Annotated in this window: 21 protein-coding genes; 13 read left to right on the top strand and 8 right to left on the bottom strand. The window is 67.1% G+C overall.

Annotated elements, in window-relative coordinates:
• On the top strand, positions 1-249 hold a 249-nt coding region (locus Q4F19_RS14655; protein ID WP_303543767.1), incomplete at its 5' end, for a hypothetical protein.
• On the opposite strand, the gene Q4F19_RS14650 is transcribed toward Q4F19_RS14655, so the two are convergent.
• Positions 233-1135, bottom strand: a complete 903-nt coding sequence (locus tag Q4F19_RS14650; protein WP_303543765.1) for a LysR family transcriptional regulator — start codon at positions 1133-1135, stop codon at positions 233-235. The two genes, Q4F19_RS14655 and Q4F19_RS14650, sit on opposite strands and share 17 nt — an antisense overlap.
• A 115-nt stretch (positions 1136-1250) precedes the next feature.
• Between Q4F19_RS14650 and Q4F19_RS14645 the strand changes: the two genes are divergently transcribed.
• From Q4F19_RS14645 to Q4F19_RS14595, 11 genes are all read left to right on the top strand, one after another.
• The gene (locus Q4F19_RS14645) at positions 1251-2003 is read left to right on the top strand and encodes an SDR family NAD(P)-dependent oxidoreductase (RefSeq protein WP_303543763.1); all 753 of its coding nucleotides are present in this window, start codon (positions 1251-1253) and stop codon (positions 2001-2003) included.
• A gap of 87 nt (positions 2004-2090) precedes the next feature.
• Complete coding sequence (locus tag Q4F19_RS14640; RefSeq protein WP_303543761.1) at positions 2091-2498, top strand: nuclear transport factor 2 family protein; 408 nt, start codon at positions 2091-2093, stop codon at positions 2496-2498.
• Between the two features lie 174 nt (positions 2499-2672).
• A complete protein-coding gene (locus Q4F19_RS14635) occupies positions 2673-3533 on the top strand; it encodes a TorF family putative porin (RefSeq protein WP_303543758.1) in 861 nt (286 codons plus the stop codon).
• A gap of 118 nt (positions 3534-3651) precedes the next feature.
• Positions 3652-3741: a K(+)-transporting ATPase subunit F gene (gene kdpF / locus Q4F19_RS14630; protein ID WP_303543755.1), complete on the top strand. Its 90-nt coding sequence runs from the start codon at positions 3652-3654 to the stop codon at positions 3739-3741.
• A 14-nt stretch (positions 3742-3755) separates the two neighbouring features.
• The gene (gene kdpA / locus Q4F19_RS14625; RefSeq protein WP_303543752.1) at positions 3756-5459 is read left to right on the top strand and encodes a potassium-transporting ATPase subunit KdpA; all 1704 of its coding nucleotides are present in this window, start codon (positions 3756-3758) and stop codon (positions 5457-5459) included.
• Between the two features lie 13 nt (positions 5460-5472).
• Positions 5473-7503 carry a potassium-transporting ATPase subunit KdpB gene (kdpB, locus tag Q4F19_RS14620; protein ID WP_303543749.1) on the top strand — a complete coding sequence of 677 codons (2031 nt, stop codon included), beginning with the start codon at positions 5473-5475 and terminating at the stop codon, positions 7501-7503.
• An 11-nt stretch (positions 7504-7514) separates the two neighbouring features.
• Complete coding sequence (kdpC, locus tag Q4F19_RS14615; RefSeq protein WP_303543747.1) at positions 7515-8099, top strand: potassium-transporting ATPase subunit KdpC; 585 nt, start codon at positions 7515-7517, stop codon at positions 8097-8099.
• Positions 8096-10762, top strand: coding sequence for a sensor histidine kinase (locus Q4F19_RS14610; RefSeq protein ID WP_303543745.1), 2667 nt, complete (start codon positions 8096-8098; stop codon positions 10760-10762). Before kdpC ends, Q4F19_RS14610 begins: the two co-directional genes overlap by 4 nt.
• Positions 10762-11448, top strand: coding sequence for a response regulator transcription factor (locus Q4F19_RS14605; protein ID WP_303543743.1), 687 nt, complete (start codon positions 10762-10764; stop codon positions 11446-11448). Before Q4F19_RS14610 ends, Q4F19_RS14605 begins: the two co-directional genes overlap by 1 nt.
• Positions 11449-11562: 114 nt before the next feature.
• Entirely contained in the window at positions 11563-11973 is a 411-nt protein-coding gene (locus tag Q4F19_RS14600; RefSeq protein ID WP_303543741.1) for a hypothetical protein, read from the top strand.
• A 49-nt stretch (positions 11974-12022) separates the two neighbouring features.
• Positions 12023-12994 carry a Tim44 domain-containing protein gene (locus tag Q4F19_RS14595; protein ID WP_303543739.1) on the top strand — a complete coding sequence of 324 codons (972 nt, stop codon included), beginning with the start codon at positions 12023-12025 and terminating at the stop codon, positions 12992-12994.
• Here Q4F19_RS14595 and Q4F19_RS14590 read toward each other — a convergent pair.
• From Q4F19_RS14590 to Q4F19_RS14560, 7 genes are all read right to left on the bottom strand, one after another.
• Positions 12974-14509, bottom strand: coding sequence for an efflux transporter outer membrane subunit (locus Q4F19_RS14590; protein WP_303543737.1), 1536 nt, complete (start codon positions 14507-14509; stop codon positions 12974-12976). The two genes, Q4F19_RS14595 and Q4F19_RS14590, sit on opposite strands and share 21 nt — an antisense overlap.
• A complete protein-coding gene (locus Q4F19_RS14585) occupies positions 14509-17757 on the bottom strand; it encodes a multidrug efflux RND transporter permease subunit (protein WP_303543735.1) in 3249 nt (1082 codons plus the stop codon). Before Q4F19_RS14585 ends, Q4F19_RS14590 begins: the two co-directional genes overlap by 1 nt.
• A 4-nt stretch (positions 17758-17761) precedes the next feature.
• The gene (locus Q4F19_RS14580) at positions 17762-18934 is read right to left on the bottom strand and encodes an efflux RND transporter periplasmic adaptor subunit (RefSeq protein ID WP_303543791.1); all 1173 of its coding nucleotides are present in this window, start codon (positions 18932-18934) and stop codon (positions 17762-17764) included.
• A 221-nt stretch (positions 18935-19155) separates the two neighbouring features.
• The gene (locus Q4F19_RS14575) at positions 19156-20298 is read right to left on the bottom strand and encodes an extracellular catalytic domain type 1 short-chain-length polyhydroxyalkanoate depolymerase (protein WP_303543733.1); all 1143 of its coding nucleotides are present in this window, start codon (positions 20296-20298) and stop codon (positions 19156-19158) included.
• A gap of 161 nt (positions 20299-20459) precedes the next feature.
• Positions 20460-21089, bottom strand: a complete 630-nt coding sequence (locus tag Q4F19_RS14570) for a glutathione S-transferase family protein (RefSeq protein WP_303543731.1) — start codon at positions 21087-21089, stop codon at positions 20460-20462.
• A gap of 99 nt (positions 21090-21188) precedes the next feature.
• Complete coding sequence (locus Q4F19_RS14565; protein ID WP_303543729.1) at positions 21189-21818, bottom strand: hypothetical protein; 630 nt, start codon at positions 21816-21818, stop codon at positions 21189-21191.
• Positions 21819-21844: 26 nt separating this feature from the next.
• Positions 21845-22150, bottom strand: coding sequence for a hypothetical protein (locus Q4F19_RS14560; protein ID WP_303543728.1), 306 nt, complete (start codon positions 22148-22150; stop codon positions 21845-21847).
• A 211-nt stretch (positions 22151-22361) separates the two neighbouring features.
• Here Q4F19_RS14560 and Q4F19_RS14555 point away from each other — a divergent pair, with 211 nt between their 5' ends.
• Positions 22362-23792, top strand: a complete 1431-nt coding sequence (locus Q4F19_RS14555) for a phospholipase D-like domain-containing protein (protein ID WP_303543726.1) — start codon at positions 22362-22364, stop codon at positions 23790-23792.
• Positions 23793-23826: the final 34 nt, after the last annotated feature.

Below are 23826 nucleotides of genomic sequence, written 5' to 3'. Positions count from 1 at the left end.
ATCCATGCCCCAAACCGTCACGCGATCCGCAGACCCGCACTCAGCGCCTCCACAAGCGCATCAACCTTCGCACTCAATTGCAAGCTGCTGGTGCAGGGGCTGACCTCGGGTCAATCTCGGCAGACCGCGGCGAGTTCAGCCATACGCATCGAGGCTGATCAGGCATGGAGGCATCGCTCCTTCCGCCGGAAGAGCGGCTTGCAAGACCGCCGCCGTCAATTGCCCGACCGGTTCATCGCGTTCGAGTGACATCATGCGCAAAACCTTGCGCAAGATGATCGATCAGCGCGCGGACGGCGGGCGGCAGCCCGCGTCGCGTGGTGAAGACGAGGTGGACGATGCCCTGTACGCCACGCCATGCCGGCAGGACGCGCACGAGACGTCCTGCTTCCAACGCTTCGCGACAGACATGATCGGGCAGGATCGCGATGCCCAGACCGTCGATCGCGGCGTCGCGCACGGTCGCCATGTCCTCGCAGCCCATCCGCGGCGAAACGCGGACGACATGCGTGCGGCCGTCCTCCGCTTCCAGGTGCCACTCGAGTTCGTCTGCCGCGTCGTTGGTCGCAAGCGCGGGTAGCGACGCCAGTTGCTCGACGCTCCCAACCGAACTCGCGAGCTGGGGGCTGGCGACGAGGATGCGGGTCGACAGCCCGAGCGACCGCATCGTCAGCGCGGCGTCGCTCGTGAGGCTCGCGCGGACGCGCAGCGCGAGATCGATCCGCTCCTCGATCAGATCCACTGCGCGGTCGGTTGCGACGAGCTGAAGCCGCACCTTCGGATATCGGACCAGGAAGGCGGAGATCAGTCCGGAGATCGGCTGCACCATGCCGGTGGGGCAGCTGAAGCGGATGCGGCCATGGGGCTCGGCCTGCGCCTGCAGGACCAGAGCCTCGGCCTGCTCCGCTTCGGCCAGCATCGCGCGGCATCGTTCGTAAAAGGCCTGACCCGTGTCGGTGACACGGAAGCGGCGGCTGGACCGTTCGATCAGCCGCAGGCCCAGCCGATCCTCGAGACCCGCGATCCGGCGGCTCAGCTTCGATTTGGGTTCGCGTAGCGCCCGGCCGGCTGCGGCGAAGCCGCCATGTGCGACGACCTCTGCGAAATAGGCGAAGTCATTGAGGTCGACTCTCATCAGCGTTCCTCCTGTAGAACGCTGAGTGCCACATTTGCTGACTACACGCATCATCGTTCGAGCTTCATCTAGGCGGGGCAGCGGCGAACAGCCGGACGCGAGCAGGAGACAGACGATGGCAGACAGATTCAACAACAAGGTTGTAGTCGTGACCGGCGGCACGAGCGGCATCGGACTTGCCACCGCGAAGGCCTTCGCGGCCGAGGGCGCCGCGGTGTTCGTCACCGGGCGCCGGCAGGAGACGCTCGACGCGGCGGTAAAGCAGATCAGCGGCCGGGTCACGGGCGTGCGCGGCGACATGGCGACGCTCGCCGATATCGATCGGCTCTACGATGCCGTCCAGCAGCAGCACGCGCAGATCGACGTCGTCTTCGCCAATGCGGGCGGGGGCGAGATGGTCCCGCTCGGCGCGATCACCGAAGAGCATTATCAGAGCACGTTCGACACGAACGTGAAGGGCGTCCTGTTCACCGTGCAGAAGTCGCTGCCCTTGCTGAAGGATGGCGCGTCGGTGATCCTCACGGGCTCGACGACCAGCATATCGGGCACGCCGGCATTCAGCGTCTATTCCGCGACCAAGGCGGCGATCCGCAACTTTGCGCGCAACTGGATCCTCGATCTGAAGGATCGCCATATCCGCGTGAACACGATCAGCCCCGGCGTGACCGAGACCGCGGGCCTCGACGCATTGTTCGGCGGTGGCGAGCAGGCGCAGGCCACGAAGGATTATCTCGCAAGCCTGATCCCCGCCGGGCGCGTCGGCCAGCCCGAGGAGATCGCCAAGGCGGTGCTGTTCCTCGCGTCCGACGAGGCCAGCTTCGTCAACGGCATCGAGCTTTTCGTCGATGGCGGCCAGGCTCAAATTTGACGATCGGCTGAATGCGCGGCCGGATGGTGCACCTTCTCTCGTAGGCACCATCCGGTCTGGCGCTGCAAAACGCCATGGAGAAGTGTCATGTCTCAGGAAGCCGAAACCGCAGAGCGCGTCCGCGAACTGCTCGACCGCAACCTTCAGGAGGTCTTCGGCGAAAGCAACGACCAACGCCGCCGCGCCGCACTCGACGAGCTCTGGGCGGAAGACGGCGTTCTTTACGCCCCACCGGGCGCGGTCAGGGGCCGCGCCGCGATCGACAAGGTCGCGGGCGAGCTGCGGGCGTCGCATCCGGACTTCGTCTATACGCCGATCGGGATGCCGCAGGTCGTCCAGAATGGCGGTCGGCTCGCCTGGGGTTCGGGGCGGCCGGGCGAGGCGCCGGCTTATACGGGCTGGGACGTGATCATCGTCGAGGACGGGAAGATCGCGGCGCTCTATGTCTTTCTGGACGAAAGCTCCGAAGAGTATCTTCGCAGCAGCTGCCAGTAAGGGATCGGTTGGCGCCGAACGCCATCCGCGCCCCGACCGGCGCCGGCGCTGCAAACATATGCGAACTATACGGCAATTCCGGAAACCGATCTCGAATTGCTACGCTGATCGCTCCTAATTGCCTCCCCTAACGATTCGCGGCCGGCAGTCGCCGCGAAGGTTTTGGGGATCATCATGTACCGCCTTCGATTTCTTATCGGCTCGTCCATATTCGCATTCGCGGCTGCGCCTTCGATCGCGCAAGCCGGCGCGGCGACCGCGCCTGCCTCATCTGCCTTCACCGTCTCGGGTTCGGTCGCGATCGCGTCCGATTATCGGCTTCGCGGGGTCTCGCAGAGCGACAAGGAGATGGCCGTCCAAGGCGGTCTCACGATCGCGCACGACAGCGGCGTCTACGTCGGCACGTGGGCGTCCAATCTGTCCGGCTGGGGCACGTTCGGCGGTGCCAACATGGAGCTCGACCTGATCGGGGGCTACAAGCACAAGCTGGGCGATGGCGGCGCGCTCGACGTCGGCCTGACCTGGTACATGTATCCGGGCGGCGCGGACGAGACCGATTACGCCGAGCCCTATGTAAAGCTGTCCGGCACGGCCGGGCCCGCGACCTTACTCGCGGGCGTCGCTTACGCGCCCCGTCAGCAGGCGCTCGGACGCTGGTACTTCACCGGCGCCGATGCGGCCGCCGGCGTCTATAACCGCCCGGGCGACAAGGAGGACAATCTCTATCTCTGGGGCGACGGCGCCTTGGCGATCGCAGGGACGCCGCTCACCGCCAAGGCGCATATCGGCTATTCGCGCGGCAATAAGGGCCTCGGGCCCAATGCCACCAGCGCGGCGCCGACCGGCACCTATTGGGACTGGTCGCTCGGCGCCGACGCCACGTGGCGCAACCTGACGCTCAACGTCTCCTACGTCGACACGGACATCACGCGCCGCGAGGCGGCCTACCTCCAGCCCAGCTTCAGCAAGGGCCAGGACGGCGTGGGATCGATCGCCAATGGCGCCGTCGTCGCGTCGCTGACCGCTTCATTCTGACACAGTCGGACAAGGACATCGGACATGGAAGATCTGCTCTGGATCGCGATCATGGCAGGGCTGGTGGCGGCGACGCTCGCTTATGCCCGCCTGTGCGACAACGCCTGAGGGGGATGCGATGACCATCGACCTCTGGCTCGCCGCGCTGACCGCGCTCGGCCTCCTCCTCTATCTCGTGGCGGTCCTGCTCCGCCCCGAACGCTTCTAGAAAGGAGCGATCACATGACCATTCAGGGCTGGATCCTGATCCTCGCCTTCGTCGGCATATTGCTCGCGCTGACCAAGCCGACGGGCAAGTGGCTGTTCGCCTTGTACGAGGGCCGCAAAACGCCGCTTCACAACGTGCTCGGCCCCGTCGAGCGCGGCTTCTACAAACTCTCCGGCATCGATCCGGCGGCCGAGCAGGGCTGGCGCCGCTACGCGCTGCACATGCTGCTCTTCAATGCGGTGCTGATGGCGTTCACCTACGCGATCCTGCGGCTGCAGGGCGTGCTGCCCGGCAATCCGCAGGGGCTCGCCGGCCTGTCGCCGCACCTCGCCTTCAATACGGCGGTCAGCTTCACGACCAACACCAACTGGCAAAGCTATGGCGGGGAATCGACGATGTCGAACCTCAGCCAGATGCTGGGCCTGACCATCCACAACTTCCTATCGGCGGCGACGGGCATCGCGCTGGCCTTCGCGCTGTTCCGCGGCTTCGCGCGGCGCGAAGCGAAAACGGTCGGCAATTTCTGGGCGGATTGCACGCGCATCACGCTCTATCTGCTGCTGCCCTTGTGCATGCTCTACGCGCTCTTCCTGATCGCGAGCGGCGTGCCGCAGACGCTGGCCGCCACGGTGGACGTGACGACGCTGGAAGGCGTGAAGCAGACGCTGGCGATCGGCCCCGTCGCGAGCCAGGAAGCGATCAAGATGCTCGGCACCAATGGTGGCGGCTTCTTCAACGCCAATAGCGCCCACCCGTTCGAGAACCCGACCGCGCTGAGCAATCTGGTGCAGATGCTGTCGATCTTCGTGATCGGCTTCGGGCTGACATGGACGTTCGGCAAGGCCGTCGGCAACACGCGCCAGGGCTGGGCGATCCTCTCGGCGATGATCATCCTGTTCCTGGCTGGCGTGGCGGTCACCTACTGGCAGGAAGCAGCCGGCAATCCGGTGCTCCATCATCTCGGCGTGGCCGGCGGCAACATGGAAGGCAAGGAGGTCCGCTTCGGCGTCGCCGCCTCGTCACTCTTCGCCGTCATCACGACGGCGGCCTCGTGCGGCGCGGTCAATGCGATGCACGACAGCTTCACCGCGCTCGGCGGCATGATCCCCTTGTTCAACATCCAGCTGGGCGAGGTCGTGATCGGCGGCGTCGGCGCGGGCATCTACGGCTTCCTGCTGTTCGCTATACTCGCGGTGTTCGTCGCCGGACTCATGGTCGGCCGCACGCCCGAATATGTCGGCAAGAAGATCGAGGCGAAGGAGGTCAAGCTCGCGGTGCTCGCCATTGCGGTGCTGCCGCTCATCATCCTCGGCTTCACCGCGATCAGCGCGGTCGTCACGCCGGGGCTGGCGGGGCCGCTCAACAAGGGGCCGCACGGCTTCTCGGAGATCCTCTACACCTTCACCAGCGCGGTCGGGAATAACGGTTCCGCCTTCGCCGGCCTCACCGCCAACACACCATATTACAATGGCATGCTGGGCGTGGCGATGTGGATCGGCCGCTTCTTCATCATCGTCCCGATGCTGGCGATCGCGGGCAGCCTCGCGGCGAAGAAGTACGTGCCGGAAAGCGCGGGCTCGTTCCCCACGACCGGCGGCCTGTGGGTCGGTCTGCTCGTCGGCATCGTGCTGATCCTGGGCGGCCTCACCTTCCTGCCGAGCCTCGCGCTCGGCCCCATCGCCGATCATCTCGCGATGATCCGCGGCCAACTCTCCTGACGGGACAAGTCCCATGGCACGCACGCAAACCAAATCCCTGTTCACGGCAGACCTGATCGTTCCCGCGATCGGCGACGCCTTCAAGAAGCTCAATCCCAAGGAGCTCGTCCGCAATCCGGTGATGTTCGTCACCGCCTGCGTCGCCTTGCTGCTGACGATCCTCATCAACACCGGCGGCGACGGGCTGTCGCTCGGCTTCAAGCTCCAGCTCGTCGTCTGGCTGTGGCTGACGGTGCTGTTCGGCACCTTCGCCGAGGCGCTCGCCGAAGGGCGCGGCAAGGCGCAGGCGGCGTCGCTGCGCGCCACGAAGGCGGAGCTGACCGCCAAGCGCCTGAAGGGCGATCGGCTCGAGGATGTCGCGGCCAGCCTGCTGCGCGCCGGGGATGTCGTCGTCGTGAAGACCGGCGAGCTGATCCCGGCCGATGGCGAGGTCATCGCCGGCGTCGCCAGCGTCAACGAGGCGGCGATCACCGGCGAGAGCGCGCCGGTGATCCGCGAGGCGGGCGGCGACCGCTCCGCCGTGACCGCGGGCACGCGCGTCATTTCGGACGAGATCCGCGTGCGGGTGACGGCCGATCCGGGGCAGGGCTTCCTCGATCGCATGATCGCTTTGGTCGAAGGCGCGCAGCGCCAGAAGACGCCCAACGAGATCGCGCTGACGATTCTGCTCGTCGGCCTTACGATCATCTTCCTGATCGCGGTCGGCACGATCCCGGCCTTCGCCAGCTATGCGGGCGGCAAGATCCCGGTCGCGATCCTCGCCGCCTTGCTGATCACTTTGATCCCGACGACGATCGCGGCCCTGCTCTCGGCGATCGGCATCGCCGGCATGGACCGGCTCGTGCGCTTCAACGTGCTCGCCAAATCGGGCCGAGCGGTCGAGGCGGCGGGCGACATCGATGTGCTCCTGCTCGACAAGACCGGTACGATCACGATCGGCGATCGCCAAGCGAGCGAGTTTCGCGCGGTCGGCGGCGTCTCCCCGGAGGCGCTGGCCGAAGCGGCTTTGCTCGCGAGCCTCGCCGACGAGACGCCCGAGGGCCGCTCGATCGTCGTGCTGGCTCGCGAGCGGTTCGGCATCCGCACCGCCGATCTGCCGATCGATGCCGAGATCATCCCCTTCACCGCGCAGACGCGCATCTCGGGGGTCAAGACCGGCGGCTCACTGATCCAGAAGGGCGCGGTCGATTCGATCCTGAAGGCCAATCCCGGCTCCGGCCAGACGGCAGCTGCGACCGAGCTGCGCCGCGTCACCGACGAGATCGCCCGCGCCGGCGGCACGCCTCTGGCGGTCGCGCAGGACGGGCGGCTGCTGGGCGCGATCTTCCTGAAGGACGTCGTCAAGGCCGGCATCCGCGAGCGCTTCGGCGAATTGCGGACGATGGGCATCCGAACGGTGATGATCACTGGCGACAATCCGCTCACCGCCGCAGCGATCGCGGCAGAGGCTGGCGTCGACGACTTCCTCGCGCAGGCGACGCCCGAGGACAAGCTCGCGCTGATCCGCAAGGAGCAGCAGGGCGGGCGCCTCGTCGCGATGTGCGGCGACGGAACCAACGACGCGCCCGCGCTCGCGCAGGCCGATGTCGGTGTGGCGATGAACACCGGCACGCAGGCGGCGCGCGAGGCGGGCAATATGGTCGATCTCGACAGCGATCCGACCAAGCTGATCGAGGTCGTCGGCCTGGGCAAGCAATTGCTGATGACGCGCGGCGCCCTCACGACCTTCTCGGTCGCCAACGATGTCGCGAAGTATTTCGCGATCATCCCGGCCATGTTCGTCGTGCTCTATCCGGGCTTGGGCGTGTTGAATGTGATGGGGCTGGCGACCCCGCAGTCGGCGATCCTCTCGGCGATCATCTTCAACGCGATCATCATCCCGATGCTCGTGCCGCTTGCGCTGAGGGGCGTCGCGTACAAGCCGATGGCGGCCGGGCCGCTGCTCGCCCGCAACCTCGCCGTCTATGGTCTCGGCGGGCTCGTCGCGCCGTTCATCGGCATCAAACTCATCGATCTGGCCGTCGGCGGCCTTGGTCTGGCGTAAGGACGAACATCATGGGCAAGGATTTCACCACCGCGCTGCGGCCGGCGATCGTCATGACGATCCTGTTCGCGCTCCTGCTCGGGATTGTTTATCCTCTGGCGATGACCGGCATCGGACAGGCACTCTTCCCCCGCGCAGCCAATGGCAGCCTCGTCGAGGCGAGCGGCAAGGTCATCGGCTCGACGGTCGTCGGCCAGGCCTTCACCAGCGAGCGCTATTTCCAGACGCGCCCGTCTGCAGCCGGCAAGGGCTATGACGGGCTTTCCTCCTCGGGCTCCAACCTCGGCCCTGCGTCGCAGGCGCTGTTCGATCGGGTGAAGCCGGATGTCGCCAAGCGCCGCGCCGAGGGCGTGACGGGTGCGATGCCGGCCGATCTCGTCACCGCGTCCGCCTCCGGCCTGGATCCCGACCTCTCGCCCGCATCGGCGCGCGCGCAGGTCGCTCGCGTGGCACAGGTGCGCAAGATGTCGCCGGCGGTCGTCGCCAGGCTCGTCGAGGATCAGGTCGCGCATCCCCTGCTGGGCGTGATCGGCGAGGATCGCGTCAACGTATTGGCGCTCAACCGGGCGCTCGACAGGGTCGGCGGCGCGCGTTGAGCGGCGAGCTCGGACGACCGTCTCCCGAGGCCCTCCTGCGGCAGGCGTCGCAGGAGGGCCTTGGCCGTCTGAAGATCTTCCTCGGCGCCGCGCCCGGCGTCGGCAAGACCTACGAGATGCTCTCGGAAGGCGCGGCGCGCCGGCGCGAAGGCGTCGATATCGTGATCGGCGTCGTCGAGACGCACGGCCGCGCCGAGACCGAGGCGCTTACCCGCGGTTTCGAGATCATCCCGCGCCATGTCGGCTCTCAGGAGAACCGGGCGCTCGACGAGATGGACATCGATGCCATCCTCGCCCGCGCGCCCCGGCTCGTGCTGGTCGACGAACTCGCTCATACCAACGTCGCCGGCAGCCGCCACCCGAAGCGTTTCCAGGACGTGGAGGAACTGCTCGCGGCCGGGATCGACGTCTATTCGACGATCAACATCCAGCATCTCGAAAGCCTCAACGATGTCGTCGCGTCGTTCACGCGGGTGCGCGTGCGCGAAACGGTGCCCGACAGCATCCTCGAACGCGCGGAGATCGAAGTCGTCGATATCCCGCCCGACGAGCTCATCGAGCGGCTGAAGGCGGGCAAGGTCTATCTTCCGCAGGAAGCGACGCGCGCCCTCTCGCATTTCTTCTCCAAGTCGAATCTCTCCGCCTTGCGTGAACTCGCGCTGCGTCGCGCCGCGCAGGCGGTGGACGCGCAGATGCTGGAGCATGTCCGCGCGCTCGGCGTGGGCGGCACCTGGGCCGGAGGCGACCGGATCGTCGTCGCCGTCAGCGAGCTGCCCGGCGCGGACGGGCTGGTGCGCGCGGCCAAGCGGATCGGCGACGCTTTGCGAGCGCCTTGGACGGCGGTCTATGTCGAGACGCCGCGCGCGCAGACCTTCGGTGAGGCCGAGCATCGCCGCCTCGCCGCCGTGATGAACCTCGCGACCCAATTGGGCGGCGAGGTCGCGACCGTGCCCGCAACGTCGGTGCTGGAGGGCATCAGGACCTTCGTCGCCGAGGCGCGCAGCACGCAGCTGATCGTCGGCAAGTCGCAGCGATCGCGCTGGTTCGAGCTGCGCCACGGCTCGGTCGTCGATCGGCTGGTGCGGGAACTGCCCGATGTCGCGGTGCACGTGCTGCCGCTGGTCGGCGGGGCGGGCCCGGTCGCGACGGCGGCAGGGCCGGGCCGTTGGGGTGCGCGGAGCGGTTATGCGTGGACGGCGCTGATGGTCGCTGCGGTCACCGGCGCGGCGAGCGCTTTGTCGCACGTGCTCGACCTCGGCAATGTGGCCTTGCTCTATCTGTTGCCCGTGATGGCGGCGGCGAGCCTGTTCGGCCTCAGGACGGGTCTGTTCGCCGGCCTCGCCTCCAGCCTGACCTACAATTTCTTCTTCCTCCCGCCGACCGGCACGCTGACCGTCAGCAATCCCGAGAATGTGATCTCGATCTTCGTCCTGCTCGGCGTAGCGGTCGTGACGAGCCAGCTGACCGCACGCGTGCGCGCGCAGGCGGACCTCGCCGCGTCGAGCGCGCGCACCAATGCGGCGCTCGCCGGCTTCCTGCGGCGCCTGACCCCGATGGGCGACCCGATCGAGCTGGCGCGCGCGATCTGCGAGGAGCTGGCGCGGCTGTTCGGCCTGCAGACGGTGCTGCTCGGGCCCGCCGGCACCGGGCTCGTCGTCCAAGCCGCGAGCGAAGCCGATTACCGGCTCGACACGATGGAGATGGCAGCGGCGCAGTGGGCGTTCGATACGAGCACGCCGGCGGGCAAGGGATCGGGCACGCTCGCCGCCTCCGAATGGCTGTTCCAGCCGCTGCGCGCCGGCGGCAAGCCGCTCGCGGTGATGGGGCTCGCGCGCGACAGCGGCGGCGATCCGGTGCGGCCGGACCAGCTTCCTCTGCTGGTCAGCCTGCTGGATCAGGCGGCGCTCGTGCTGGAGCGGCTGCGTCTCGAAGGCGAGATGCGCGGTGTCGAGGAGGTGCGCACGCGCGATCGGCTGCGCGCGGCCCTGCTATCGTCCGTCAGCCATGATCTGCGCACTCCGCTGACCGCGATCATGGCCGCGGCGGCCGAACTCCATCACGGCAATACGCCCGATCTGATCGGGACGATCGAGAGCGAGGCGGCGCGCCTCAACCGCTTCGTCGCCAATCTGCTCGACATGGCGCGCGTCGAGGCCGGCGCCTTGCGGCTGAAGGTCGAGGCGGTGGACCTGACCGATGCCGTATCCGGCGCTGCGCACGATGCGCGGCGCGCGCTGGAGGGTCATGCCATCGAGCTCAGGGTGCCGCCCGATCTGCCGCTGGTGCGGGTCGATCAGCAATTGCTGCACCATTGCCTGCTCAACCTGCTCGACAATGCGGGGCGCTATGCCGATCCCGGCACGGCGATTATCGTCGAAGGCGTCCACGAATATGGGACGCTGATGTTGTCGATCCTCGACCAGGGGCCCGGATTGCCAGCGGGGCGCGAGAGCGAAGTGTTCGAGACGTTCCGGCGCTTCGAGGGATCGGATCGCGCTGTCGGCGGGACGGGGCTCGGCCTCGCGATCGTCAAGGCCTTCTCCGAGGCGATGGGCATGGGCGTTTCGGCGTCCAATCGCGAGGACGGGCAGGGCGCGCGCTTCACGCTGTCCTTTCCCTCCGCGCTCATCGTGCGCGATCCGTCCGAAGGGAGCGAGATCTGATGGCCGCCAAGATCCTCGTCGTCGACGACGAACTCTCGATCCGCCGCCTGCTCCGCAACACGCTGGAGCGGGCCGGCTATCAGGTGGTCGAGGCGGCCAATGGCCGCGAGGCACTCGCGAAGGTCGCATCCGAACATCCGAGCGCGGTGCTGCTCGATCTCGGCTTGCCTGATCGGGACGGGCTCGAGCTGGTGCCGCTGATCGGCAAGCAGGAGGATGTCATCGTCCTGGTCATCTCGGCGCGCGATGCGACCGACCAGAAGGTCGCGGCGCTCGATCTCGGCGCGGTCGATTATGTCACGAAGCCGTTCGACGGCGAGGAATTACTCGCCCGTTTGAGGGTGGCACTGCGCCACCGCGGTGTTTCCGAAACCGCGCCGCGGATCATCCGCAAGGGCGCGCTGGAGATCGATCTCGATCAGAGATTGGTGCGGCGGGACGGCGAGGAATCGCACCTGACGCGCAAGGAGCACGATGTCCTCGCCGTGCTCGCCGCGCATGTCGGGCGGGTCGTAACGCATCAGCGCATCCTGGCGGCGGCGTGGGGCGGGGACGAGGATCCACGCGTCGAATATCTGCGCATCGTGATCCGCAATCTGCGCCAGAAGATCGAGGCGCCGGGCGCGGTCGGCAGCGTCATCGCGAACGAACTCGGCGTCGGCTATCGCCTGCTCGCCGACGGCTGAGCAGCAGGATGCGACCAAACGCCGAAAGCTTATGCGGGCACTATGCCGAACCGCTGAATCGATCTCGAAACACTATGCGAAGGGCCATAACTGCCCCGCCACACGAGGTGTGGCATGCGAAACGGGTATCACGAACGAACGACGGACTTCGGCATCAGACTGAGCGGAGCAGCCCTCTGCGGCATCGCCTATTGGGCGCTCCGGTCGCTCGCGCACATGCACCTGACCGCGTCGCCCGGATGGCCAGCCTTCGCGCTCGCGGCGCTCGGCTTCCTCTGCGCAAGCCTTGGATCGGCGTTCGTCATGCTGGGCCGCCATATCTTGGACGACGTCGAGATCAGCGCCCGGTGGGCATCGAGTAGCACCCGGGCGCAACGCGACGCGGTGAGCTGCAAGCCTCACGATCCCGGCGATGATCGCTTCGGCGCGCGCGATCCTGTACAGGCACGTGCAGCAAGCCAAATGGCCGTGGGCGGCCGCGCCGAAGAGAGCGCCGGCGCCATTCTTCCGGCGTCAGTAAACTGAGAACAAGAGCGTGCCCACGCTCCCTGTCCGTGGGCCAAGGAGACTGTCGTTGAATTACCGTTCGATCTGCCTGGCATCCGCCGCCTTGGGCATGCTGGTTCTCTGCAGCGGCGCACCGGCTCCCGCCGACGCGCGGCGCGGTGGCAGCTTCGGCAGCCGCGGCGCACGCACATACAGCGCGCCCCGCGCGGCATATCCCGGCGCGCGCCCCGTGGCCCCGATCGAACAGTCGATGACACCGCGCAATCAGGCTTTGCCCGCAGGCGCTGCCAATCAGGGCTTCGGGCAACAAGCCTCCCGTCCAGGCGGCCGTTTCGGTGGGTTCGGCGGGGGCATGCTCGGCGGCCTCGTCGCCGGCGGCCTAATCGGGCATTTCCTCGGCAATGGCATGGGCGGCGGCTGGGGATCGGGTGGCGGTGGCATGCTGCTCGCGCTGCTGCAGATTGCGATCCTGGCCGGGATCGCCTGGCTCGTGGTCGGGTTCGTCCGGCGCCGCTTCGCAGGGTCGCCGGTGCCGACGCGTGTCCCCCACAAATCCGGCGCCGCTGCGCCTCTCGCCGGCCGGCCCTGGGGCGGAGCGGCGCCCGAGCGTTCGGAGCCGCAGGGGCAGGGGGGTGATCTCCTGCTGATGCCGCGCGATCGCGAAGCGTTCGAACAGCTGCTGATCGATCTCCAGGACGCGTTCGGCAAGGAGGATTATGCCCGCCTGCGCACGCTGACGACGCCGGAAGTCATGTCCTACCTTTCCGAGGAACTGGGGCAGAATGCGGTTGGCGGCGTCCGCAACGAAGTGAGCGGCACCCGGCTTCTCGATGCCAAGGTCTCGGAATCGTGGAGCGAAGCGAGCGGCGACTATGCGACGATCATTCTCAGCTACGAGAGCGTCGATGTCATGCGCGATCGCGCATCCGGTGCGATCGTGAGCGGTTCGGACGCGAGCCCCACCGAGACCACCGAAGCCTGGACCTTCATCCGGACCGGCGGTCGCCCGTGGCAGGTCTCAGCGATTCAGGAGAGCTGAGGAAGCGCGCTCCACCGGACGGTCGCTCAGCGTCTGGTCTCCGCCGAGCACGCGGTAGAGCGTGACGCGATTGCTCGCGCCGATCAATTGCGTCTGAACGACCGTGCGCTGCGCGGTGTAGAGCGATCGTTGGGCATCGAGGCGGGCGAGGAATGGGTCGATGCCGCCGCGATAGCGCGCTTCCGCCAGCCGGAACGTGTCCGCCGCGGCGGCCTCGTTGCGGCGGTTGGCGCCGAGTTGTGCATCGAGCGTTCCCTGCCGCGCCAGCGCATCCGCCGTCTCGCGGAACGCCGTCTGGATCGCGCGCTCGTAGCTCGCCAGCGCCGCATCGCGCTGCGCCTGCGAGACGCGGACATTGGCGAGGCCCGCGCCGGCGCGGAAAATCGGGTAGCTTGCCGACGGCGCGACCGAATAATTGAAGGCGCCACCCGCAAAGAGCGACGACAGCGCGCTGCTCGCGAACCCAAGCAGCCCGGTCAGCGCCACGCGCGGGAACAGCTCGGCGCGCGCCGCGCCGATCTCGGCATTGGTCGCGCGCAGTTCATATTCTGACTGGACGACATCCGGGCGGCGCAGCAGGATCGTGCTGTCTATCCCGGCCGGCAGTGCCGCAACGGTGGGGAAGGCGCTCTCGATCGAGGCCGGCAGCAAGGCGGGATCGACCGGCGCGCCGACGAGCAGCTGCAGCCCGTTCACGTCCTGCGCCAGCGCCGTCGTCAGCTGCGCGACATCGGCGCGCGCGGTTTCCAATATCTGTTCGGCCTGGCGGACATCGGTCCGCGGGGCGACGCCCGCGCGCAGCCGCGCCGCGGTCAGGTCCACGGTGCGTTGCGCACTCGCAGCCGTATCCTGCGCGATCTTGAGCAGGCTCCGGTCGGCCGCATAGGTCAGCCACGCATCGGCGATGTCGCCGACCAAGGTCAGGCGCGTCGCGCGCGCCGCAGCCTCGGTCCCGAAATAGCGATTTTGCGCCGCGGTGGTCAGCGATCGGATCCGCCCGAACAGGTCGATCTCGAACGCGGTCGTGCCAAGGCTCGCCGAATAGCTGCTGTTGGAGCTCGACGTGCTGCCCGTCGTGACCGTGCCGGTTCCCGTGCCTGTCCCCCCGGTCGTGCCCGTGCCCGTGGTGGTGCCGCCCGTCGATCCGGTGCCGCTCCCCGTGCTGCTGCGCGCGCCGTTGCCGCCGCCCGAATAGCCGTAGCGTGCGGTGGCATCGATCTGCGGAAACAGCTCGGCGCGCTGGATGCGATATTGGTTGCGCGCGGTCTCGATATTGGCGGCGGCGATGCGCAGGTCGCGATTGTTGGCGAGCGCCTCGACGATGATCCGCTGCAGGCGCGGATCGGTGAAGACCTGCGCATAAGTGATCGACGGCAGCGACGCCTCCGACTGGCGCAGATAAGCGTCGCCAACGGGCCAGGAGGGGGGCACGGGCAGGTCCGGCCGCGCATATTTGGGCGCGAGCGAGCAGCTCGTGAGCGAGACGGCGGCGAGCGCCAGAGCGAGACGGCGCATCAGGCGGGCTCCGGCTTCGAACGGTCAGGCGGGCTGCCGTCCTTGGGATCGTCGCCACCCTGGAAGCCGGTCGGCCGGCCGTGCACCTTGGCCATCAGATCGCGGGTGCCGCGCCGGACGAGCACGAAGAAGAGCGGGATGTAGAAGATCGCGAGCAGGGTTGCGGTCAGCATCCCGCCGATCACCGCGGTGCCGATCGCGATGCGGCTGTTCGCGCCGGCGCCGGTCGAGATGGCCAAGGGCAGCACGCCGAGAATGAACGCGAACGAGGTCATCAGAATCGGCCGCAGTCGGATCTTGGCGGCGGAGAGCGCGGCATCGAGTACGCGCGCGCCCTTCTTCTCTTCCTGCTCGGCGAATTCGATCATCAGGATCGCGTTCTTCGCGGCCAGCCCCATCGTCGTCAGCAGCCCGATCTGGAGATAAACGTCGTTGATCAGCCCGCGCAACGTCACCGCGAGGATCGCGCCGACGAGCCCGAGCGGAATGATCAGCATCACCGCCACCGGGATGCTCCAGCTTTCGTAAAGCGCGGCAAGGCATAGGAAAACGACGAGCAGCGACAGGCCATAGAGGATGGGCGCCTGCCCCGACGACAGCCGCTCCTGATAGGAGAGGCCTGCCCAGGAGACCGACGTGCCGGGGATCTCGCCCGCGAGCGCCGCGATCCGCTCCATCGCCGTGCCCGAGCTCACCCCGGCCGCGCCCGTCCCCTGTATCTCGTAGGAGGAAATGCCGTTGAAGCGGGAGAGGGTAGTCGGCGCCTGCGACCAGCTCGTCTTGGCGAAGGAGGAGAAGGGCGCCATCTGCCCGTTCGCACCGCGCACAAACCATTGGCCGAGGTCGGACGGCGCCGAGCGGAACTGGGCATCGCCCTGCACATAGACGCGCTTCACGCGGCCGCGATCGACGAAATCGTTGACATAGGAGCCGCCCCAGGCGGTGGAGAGCGTGGAGTTCACCGCCGCCTGTGTCAGCCCCAGCACAGCGAGCTTCTGCGGATCGGAATCGACCTTCAGCGTGGCGACGTCGGGCAGCTCGGTCAGTCGGATCGAGGAGAGCTGCGGATCGGCGCGGGCGGCCGCGAGCAGTTTTTCGCGCGCGGCGGCGAAGTCGGTCTGGCTCAGGCCGCCTGAATTTTGCAATTCCATCGTGAAGCCGTTGGACTGGCCGAGGCCGCGCACGGCGGGAGGCACGAGCGAATAGACCTGCGCGTCGCGGAAACCCTGGAAGGCGCCCGAGGCGCGCGCGGTGATCGCGTCGGCGGCATTGTCCTTGCCCTTGCGCTCATCCCAAGGGGCGAGCGCGACGAAGCCCTGGCCCGTATTCTGGCCGCTTGCGCCACCGCCACCGCCACCGCCGCTGACCGTGAACATCGTCAGGACGTTCTTGCCCTCGGTCTTGTAATAATAATCCTCGATTTGCTTCTGGAGCGCGAAGGTACGCCCCTGGGTCGCGCCGGCCGGCAGCTGGAACTGGACGTTGGCGAGGCCCTGATCCTCGATCGGCAGGAAGCCGGTCGGCAGGCGCAGGAACAGGATAGCGAGCAGGGCGACCGTCGCCGCATAGCCCAGCAGGAACAGCCACTTGCGATCCACGACCGACTTCACCGCGGTCGTGTAGCGGTCGATGCCCTTCTCGAAGACCTCGTTGAACTTGTCGCCGGCGCGGCGCACGCCGTGCGTCGCGCGCGGAAAGTGGCGCGCGGTCCAGCCCTCGCGGACTTCCTCGCCTTCCTTCTGCTTCTGCTTCAGCAGGGTTGCGGTGAGAGCCGGGCTCAGGATCAGGGCGACGAGCACCGACAGGATCATCGCCGAGACCATCGTCAGCGAGAATTGGCGGTAGATCACGCCCGTTGATCCGCCGAAGAAGGCCATCGGCAGGAATACCGCCGACAGCACCAAGGCGATCGCGATGAGCGCGACGCTGATCTCGTCCATCGACTGGATCGTCGCCTCGCGCGGGGTCAGCTCCGGATTTTCCTCCATCAGCCGCTCGACATTCTCGACGACTACGATCGCATCGTCGACGAGCAGGCCGATCGCCAGCACGAGCCCGAACAGGGTGAGCGTATTGATCGAGAAGCCCGCGAGGTAGAAGACTCCGAACGTGCCGAGCAGCACGACCGGCACGGCGATCGCTGGGATCAAGGTCGCGCGCCAGCTCTGCAGGAACACGAACATGACGATGACGACGAGGATGATCGCCTCGATCAGCGTCTTCACCACCTCGTCGATCGAGAGCTTGATGAAGTTGGTCGTGTCGTTGGCATAGGCATATTTGAAGCCTGCCGGGAACGCCTTGGCGGCGGTCTCGATCTGCGCTTTGACCAGTTCGGCGGTCTTCAGCGCATCCGCACCCGGCGCCATCTGCACGGCGATACCCGCGCCGGGATGCCGGTTGACGCGGCTGCGCGCGTTGTAGTTCTCGGCGCCCAGCTCGATGCGAGCGACGTCCTTCAGTTTGACGGTCGATCCGTCCTGTTGCGTCTTGAGGATGATGTTCGCGAACTGCTCGGGCGTCTGCAGCCGGGTCTGCGCGGTCACGATCGCGTTCAGCATCTGTGTGTCGGGCTGCGGCTGGCCGCCAATCTCGCCGGCGGCGACTTCGGCATTCTGGCTCTGGATCGCGGTGGTGACGTCGCTCGGGATCAGCTGGACGGCGGCGAGCTTGTCGGGGTTGAGCCAGATCCGCATCGCATATTGCGCGCCGAACACGTTGGTGTCGCCGACGCCCGCGGTGCGGCCGAGCTGATCCTGCAGGTTCGAGACGAGATAGTCCGACACGTCCTGATTGGTGCGCTTGTCGGTCTCGTCATAGACGCCGACGAGCAGCAGGAAATCGGGATTGGACTTGCGGACGACCAGGCCCTGCTGCTGGACCTGCGTCGGCAGCCGGCTCAGCGATTGCTGGACCTGATTCTGCACCTGCACCTGTGCGATGTCGGGATCGGTACCCTTCTCGAACGTCACGGTGATCGTCACCGATCCGCGCGAACTGGACGAAGAGCTGAAGTAGATCAGTCCGTCGATCCCGGTCAGCTGCTGCTCGATGACCTGCGTCACGCTGTTCTGGATCGTCTGCGCGTTCGCGCCCGGATAGGTGGCGCGCACTGTTACCTGCGGCGGCGCGACGTCCGGATATTGGGCGATGGGCAGGCTCATGATCGCGCCGATGCCGCACAGCATCACGATGATCGCGAGCACCCAGGCGAAGATCGGCCGGTCGATGAAGATACGCGAAAGCATGCGCTCAGCCGGCCTTGTTCGGGCTGGTCTTGTCGCTCTTTCTCAGCTGGTCCTTCGACGGCGCTTCGATCCGCTGCGCTTCCGTTTCGGGCACGGGCTTGACCGCCTGGTTCGGCACGAGCTTGGACAGGCCCTGCGTGACGATCCGGTCGCCTGCCTCGAGCCCGCTGGTCACGACCCAATAGGCGCCCTGCGTGCGATCGGCCTTGATCGTCTTCTGCACCGCCTTGTTCGCCTTATCGACGACGAACAGGGTCGCATTGCCCTTGGCGTCGCGCGCGACGGCGGCTTGCGGGACGAGGAAGGCGCGGTTGTTGATCGCCTGCGCGAAGCGCGCGCGCACGAACATGCCGGGCAGCAGCAGCCCTTGCGGATTTGGGAAGCGCGCGCGCAGCGTGACCGTACCCGTCTCGCGATTCACGATCGCCTCGGAAAATTCCACGCTCCCGGACGGACCATAAGCCTCGCCATCCTCCAGCGTGAGCTTCACGTCGGCGCGCGTCGCGACAATGCCGTTGCGGCCGAGCGAGCGGCGCAGCGCCAGCATGTCGGCCGCCGACTGCTGGATGTCGACGAACATCGGATCCAGCCGCTGGATCTGCGCGAGGGGATCGGTCTGGCTCGCCGAGACGAGCGCGCCGACCGTGAACAGAGAGCGCCCGATCCGACCCGTGATCGGGGCGGGGACCGTCGTGAACTTCAGGTTGATCTGCGCCGTATCCAACGCGGCCGAGGTCTGCCCGACGGATGCGGTCGCCTGGCGCGCCGAGGCGATCGCGTTGGTATAATCCTGGCGCGATATCGCTTCCATGTCGGCAAGCGGCTTGTAGCGATCGGCGAGGATCTTGGTCGCCTCGGCATTGGCGCGCGCGCTTTGCAGGTTGGCGCGCGCTTCGTTGACGGCGGCGCGATAGAGGCGCGGATCGATCTCGTAGAGGATCTGGCCGCGCTGGACGAGCGAGCCTTCGGTGAAGAGACGCCGACGGATGATGCCGTTGACCTGCGGACGCACATCCGAACTTTCGAACGCGTTGGTACGGCCGCTCAACTCGGTCACGATATCCACGCTGGTTGGCTGCACGACGACGTAGCCCACCGTCGGCGTCGGCTTGCCCTTGCCGCCTTGCTTCGCCTTGTCGCCGCCGGAGCAGGCGGCGAGGAGGATGAGCGCCGTCATCGTTCCGCAACGGACGACCAGCCGCAGGCTCCCCAGAGTCAGTGTCAAGTCGGTCGATCCTGTAGAATGAGGCGAGTGAACGCGAACTGCTCGGCGCAGGATCCTGAAGTGAAGCTGCTTGAACGCAGCCTGTATAGCGCCAAGCTCGATCCGGGGAGCGCGATTTTCAGCTAAAGCGCCGCCCGCGGTCTTCCTCTGCATTTTGTCGCGAGGTTATGCCCTCAGCGCATCAGACCTGCTGCTTTGAGCGCACGCTCGATGATCTCCTTGACCCCTTTGGCACCAGTGGCCTCGGCCGGGGCCGCATCGTAAACCCGCTCCGCGCGGACGATCCGAGGTATCGGGAGCCGGATCTTGTCAGGCCGCCGCCCGGCAGGCGGGATATCGGCCTGCGGTGACGCCGCATCCGGCTCTTCCACCGGCTGCTTGGCGTCCGACAGGCCCCACGACGCCGCGATATGCCGGGTCGAGGAGATGCCCGCTTCCAGCATGAACGGGCCGGCCTTGCCACATCGCTGGCTTCCGATCGTGTCGAGCGGCGTACCATGCCCCATGCCGGCGATCCGATATGCCTCGATCACCACGCGCTGCGACCCGTCGCGCCACAGTTCGCGCCGGTGACCATCGATCGAATCGACAGCGGTGGGCTGTTCCGCGACGCCATGAACCGCGCGCCATTGCGCGACGACGGCGTCCGCATTGGCGGCGGCAACGGTCATGTCGTTCGTGCCGTGCCAGACCGAGATGGTTGGCCAGGGTCCCCGATGCGCCGATGCCCCCTGTACGAGCGCGTCGAGCTGCGCGGGCTCCGGCAGGCCATGACCCCGCATCCGATCCATCGCCTGGGGCACGCCCTTCGCCGTTCCGTAAGGCAGGCCGGCGACGATCGCGCCACCCGCAAACACCTCGGGATAGGTCGCCAGCATGACGGAGGCCATGGCGCCGCCTGCGGACAGGCCGGTGATGAATATGCGATCGGGATCGGCGCCCTGCTCGCGGACGAGCGTTGCGATCATCTGCCGGATGGACAGCGCTTCGCCCTGATCGCGCTGGATATCGGTTGCCGAGAACCAGTTGAAGCAGAGGTTTGGATTGTTGGCGCGCTGCTGTTCGGGAAACAGCAGCAGGAAGCCTTGCTCCTCGGCCAGTACCGACCAGCCCGCGCCGGTGTCGTAGCCGGCGGCAGTCTGGGTGCAGCCGTGGAGGACGACCACCAGCGGTCGCTTGCCGGTGCCTTCGGGCGTGAAGATCCGCGCCCGCAGCTTGCCGGGATTGGAGCCGAAATCCTCGAGATCGCGCAGGCGGCCGTCGTCGATATCGGGCCACCCCGGCAGGCCGGCGAACGGGCTCATGGATATCGACATCACGCACTCCCAGCCGGACAGCCGGCCGCAACGGTCCGGCAGATGCCGTTTGCTGCACTGCACAATATGGGAAGAAGCACGCGGTCCGCAAGGCGACGAAGCGACAATTTGAGCGTCTCTGGAAGCGGTCGGGATTGAGCAGATCGCCGTCGCGGGCCCGTTCAGCTCCGGGCCGGCGGTGTCATCGGTCCGCCCAGCGCGACGGCCTTCGTCAGCCCCGGTGTCGCCTCGAGCCGCTCCAGATAGGCCGCGACCGCCGGATAGTCGCCGAGCTGGCCGGCGTTGCGGAGCGCGGCGAGAAGATAGACCATCTGGATGTCGGCGAGCGTCAATCGCTCGCCCATCAGGAAGGGACGATCCGCCACCCGATCCGAAATATAGGACAGGGTCTTCGCCAGTTCCGGCGCGGTGAAGCCCGCGAGGCCGGGCGGCAGGCCGCCCGTCTTGGCGCCCAGCAGGGTGAACATGATCGGCAGTCCGGCCGAGCTTTCGACGAAATCCAGCCATTCATCGTGCAGCGCGCGCTCCGGCGTACCCGGAGCGGGGACGAGGCGACCGTCGCCATATTTCTGTTCCAGATAGCGCAGGATCGTGCTCGATTCTGCAAGCACGAGATCGTCGTCTACCAGAATGGGCGCCTTGCCCAGCGGGTGGACCGCGCGAAGCGCTGCGGGCGCGCGGAAATTCTGGTCGCGCTCATAGGCCTTGAGCTCATATTTCAGCCCAAGCTCCTCCAGCAGCCACAGCACGCGTGTCGACCGCGAGAAGTTCAGGTGATGCAGGGTGATCATAAGGCCGCCTTCTTAGGGTGTCCGCGCGTGCGAACGACGGCGGATCAGAAATCGTAGAGGTGGTGCGCCAGACCCAACGGGATCCGGCGCACTCCTCGGTCAGTAGCGCTCGGCGGGGGTCGCCGTGGCGTAGCCCGCGCGCTCACGGTCGATCTGCTCGCTGGTATAAGCCGGCGCGCCGTCATCGAATGACGCCCAGCCGGACTGGCGATAGGCATCACCGCGCGTGGTGGCATCGACGGCGCTGTTGCGTACCAGTACGGCCTCGGCCTGTGCCTCCTGGTCGTCTGGCACCTTGGCACTGACGAGCGTTCCGCCGCGACGGACGCCTTCCGAATAGACATTGGCCTCCTCGTCGGTGTGACCCGCATTCTTGAGCGCGCCGACGAGGCCGCCGGTCGCGGCGCCACCGACGGCGCCGATGCCAGCGCCCGCCGCGGTCGCCGCAAGCCAGCCGGCCGCGACGATCGGGCCGAGACCGGGGATCGCGAGCAATCCGAGGCCGGCAAGCAGGCCGCCCGCGCCGCCCAGCAGCGCGCCGGTGGTCGTCCCGCGCGTCACATCGCCGTCGTCGTTGACGCCGTCATGATCGTCGGTGCCGTGATGGCCATGCGCATTGTTGGCGACGATGCTGATGTCGCTATGATCGATGCCGAGCGCCTCTAGATCGCGGACGGCGGTGGTGGCGTCGCTATAATTGTCGAAAAGGCGCGTAATGGTCTGTGACATGGTCGTTCTCCGGTGTTCGCGATGGATCAATGGACGGTGACGTTGCCCTTATAGTCGAGCGCGACGTTGACCTTGCCGCCGTCCTTGGAGGCCATGCCCTGCCAGACGCCGTTCTTGTTCTTCGCGAGCTTGCCGACATTGGCGTAGCCGGCCTTCTCGATGCGGCCGCGCGCCTGCGATTCCGTGAAGGAATTTCGGCCCTTGGCGGCCATCTCGGTCGTGTGCGCGGTGGCGTTCTTGACGGCGGGGTTGTGGGAACCGGTGTCGGCTTGGGCGAAGACGCCCGTCGCCAGCGTGGTCGCCAATACGGCGCCCAGGATCTTGATACGCATCTGTCTCTCCTGCACCTCACGGTCCGTTATCGTGAGTCCGCCATCCAACGATCGACGGGCGCGAACGACGCCTGCGTCGCGCCCGCAGCGAAGATATTTGCTGGCCCGTCTCAACGGAGACGATGCAACGCGCGGTCCGCGACGCGCTGTCCGTCCGCCCCGCTGGCCACTCCGGTCGTCAGCGCCTATGCGCCTGTGCAAAATGGGCAGCATGGCGATAGAAAAGCAGGCAGTTTGGCGCGTCGCGCAAGCCGATCGGATGAGCGTGATCGTCGATGCCGACGATTATTTTCGCAATGCCCGGCTGGCGATGCTGAAGGCCAGGCGCCGCATCATGCTGATCGGCTGGGATTTTGACGCCCGCATCCACCTGATCGATGAGGGCCGCGGCCAGGGCGAGCCCGCGACCGTCGGCGATCTCATCTACTGGCTCGTCGAGCGCAATCCACAGCTCGAAATCTATCTCCTCCGCTGGGACGTCGGCGCGCTCAAGACGCTTGTGCGTGGCTCCAACATCTTCACGTTGGTCCGCTGGATGCGGCATCCGCGCATCCATACGCGCCTCGACGGCTTCCATCCGACCGGCGCGTCGCACCACCAGAAGATCGTCGTGATCGACGAGTGCCTCGCCTTTTGCGGCGGCATCGACATGACGAGCGAGCGCTGGGACACGCGCGGGCATCGCGACGCCGATCCCGGCCGCACCGATCCGCGCGGCAACGCCTACAAGCCCTGGCACGATGCGACGACAGCGCTGCAGGGCCCGGTCGCCGCGGCGCTAGGCGAATTGGCGCGCGAACGCTGGGAGCGCGCCGGCGGCGAGGCGATCCCGGCCATCGATGGCGCGCGGGACTGTTGGCCCGACGGACTGACACCCGATTTCGAAAACATTGCCGTCGGCATCGCCCGCACGCGCCCCGATATGCCGGATTGTCCGGAGGTCCGCGAAATCGAAGCCCTGTTCGTCGCGCAGATCGCCGCGGCGAAGACCAGCATCTATGCCGAGAGCCAATATTTCGCTTCGCGCAAGATCGCCGAGGCCATCGCCGCCCGCCTCGGCGAAGCGGACGGTCCCGAGATCGTGATCGTCAACCCGCTGACCGCGCAGGGCTGGCTCGAGCCGCTGGCGATGGACACGGCGCGCGCGCGGCTGATCGCAGCCTTGCAGAAGCGCGATACCGGGGGCCGGTTCCGGATCTACCACCCCTTCACCGAACAGGGCGAGCCGATCTACGTCCATGCCAAGGTGATGATCGTCGATGGCCGGATCCTGCGCATCGGTTCGGCCAATATGAACAACCGGTCGATGGGGCTCGATACCGAATGCGATATCGCGATCGATGCCGGCGAAGAGGGGGAGGCGAAGGTCAGCGCGATCCGCAATGGCCTCATCGCCGAGCATCTCGGCGTGCCGACTGAGCAGGTTGCCGGCCAGATCGCGCGGCGCGGTTCCCTCATCGCGACGATCGAGGCGCTGCGCGGCACGGGCCGGTCGCTGCGGCCCTATGAGATTCCGGATCTCAACGGCGTCGAGGCTTGGCTCGCCGACAATGAGGTGCTCGATCCCGAAAGCCCGTCGGAAATGTTCGAGGCGACCACGCGTCGCGGCCTGTTCCGTCGCCTGCGGCATCCGTTCGGCTGACCGCATTCCAAGCGTGGACCGGCCGGCCGCCCGT

The organism is Sphingomonas natans (genome assembly GCF_030546695.1).
Taxonomy (GTDB): Bacteria; Pseudomonadota; Alphaproteobacteria; order Sphingomonadales; family Sphingomonadaceae; genus Sphingomonas_I; species Sphingomonas_I natans.
The sequence above is the reverse complement of the archived record's forward strand: the minus strand, read 5'-3'. Positions and strand labels throughout refer to the sequence as shown.

Coding starts and splice junctions, on each gene's coding strand:
- Q4F19_RS14590 (WP_303543737.1), bottom strand. CDS start 14,509: ATGCGCCGTCTCGCTCTGGCGCTCGCCGCCGTCTCGCTCACGAGCTGC.
- Q4F19_RS14565 (WP_303543729.1), bottom strand. CDS start 21,818: ATGTCACAGACCATTACGCGCCTTTTCGACAATTATAGCGACGCCACC.
- Q4F19_RS14645 (WP_303543763.1), top strand. CDS start 1,251: ATGGCAGACAGATTCAACAACAAGGTTGTAGTCGTGACCGGCGGCACG.
- Q4F19_RS14600 (WP_303543741.1), top strand. CDS start 11,563: ATGCGAAACGGGTATCACGAACGAACGACGGACTTCGGCATCAGACTG.
- kdpB (WP_303543749.1), top strand. CDS start 5,473: ATGGCACGCACGCAAACCAAATCCCTGTTCACGGCAGACCTGATCGTT.
- kdpA (WP_303543752.1), top strand. CDS start 3,756: ATGACCATTCAGGGCTGGATCCTGATCCTCGCCTTCGTCGGCATATTG.
- Q4F19_RS14570 (WP_303543731.1), bottom strand. CDS start 21,089: ATGATCACCCTGCATCACCTGAACTTCTCGCGGTCGACACGCGTGCTG.
- kdpC (WP_303543747.1), top strand. CDS start 7,515: ATGGGCAAGGATTTCACCACCGCGCTGCGGCCGGCGATCGTCATGACG.
- Q4F19_RS14585 (WP_303543735.1), bottom strand. CDS start 17,757: ATGCTTTCGCGTATCTTCATCGACCGGCCGATCTTCGCCTGGGTGCTC.
- Q4F19_RS14580 (WP_303543791.1), bottom strand. CDS start 18,934: ATGACGGCGCTCATCCTCCTCGCCGCCTGCTCCGGCGGCGACAAGGCG.
- kdpF (WP_303543755.1), top strand. CDS start 3,652: ATGACCATCGACCTCTGGCTCGCCGCGCTGACCGCGCTCGGCCTCCTC.
- Q4F19_RS14605 (WP_303543743.1), top strand. CDS start 10,762: ATGGCCGCCAAGATCCTCGTCGTCGACGACGAACTCTCGATCCGCCGC.
- Q4F19_RS14650 (WP_303543765.1), bottom strand. CDS start 1,135: ATGAGAGTCGACCTCAATGACTTCGCCTATTTCGCAGAGGTCGTCGCA.
- Q4F19_RS14640 (WP_303543761.1), top strand. CDS start 2,091: ATGTCTCAGGAAGCCGAAACCGCAGAGCGCGTCCGCGAACTGCTCGAC.
- Q4F19_RS14635 (WP_303543758.1), top strand. CDS start 2,673: ATGTACCGCCTTCGATTTCTTATCGGCTCGTCCATATTCGCATTCGCG.
- Q4F19_RS14575 (WP_303543733.1), bottom strand. CDS start 20,298: ATGTCGATATCCATGAGCCCGTTCGCCGGCCTGCCGGGGTGGCCCGAT.
- Q4F19_RS14560 (WP_303543728.1), bottom strand. CDS start 22,150: ATGCGTATCAAGATCCTGGGCGCCGTATTGGCGACCACGCTGGCGACG.
- Q4F19_RS14555 (WP_303543726.1), top strand. CDS start 22,362: ATGGCGATAGAAAAGCAGGCAGTTTGGCGCGTCGCGCAAGCCGATCGG.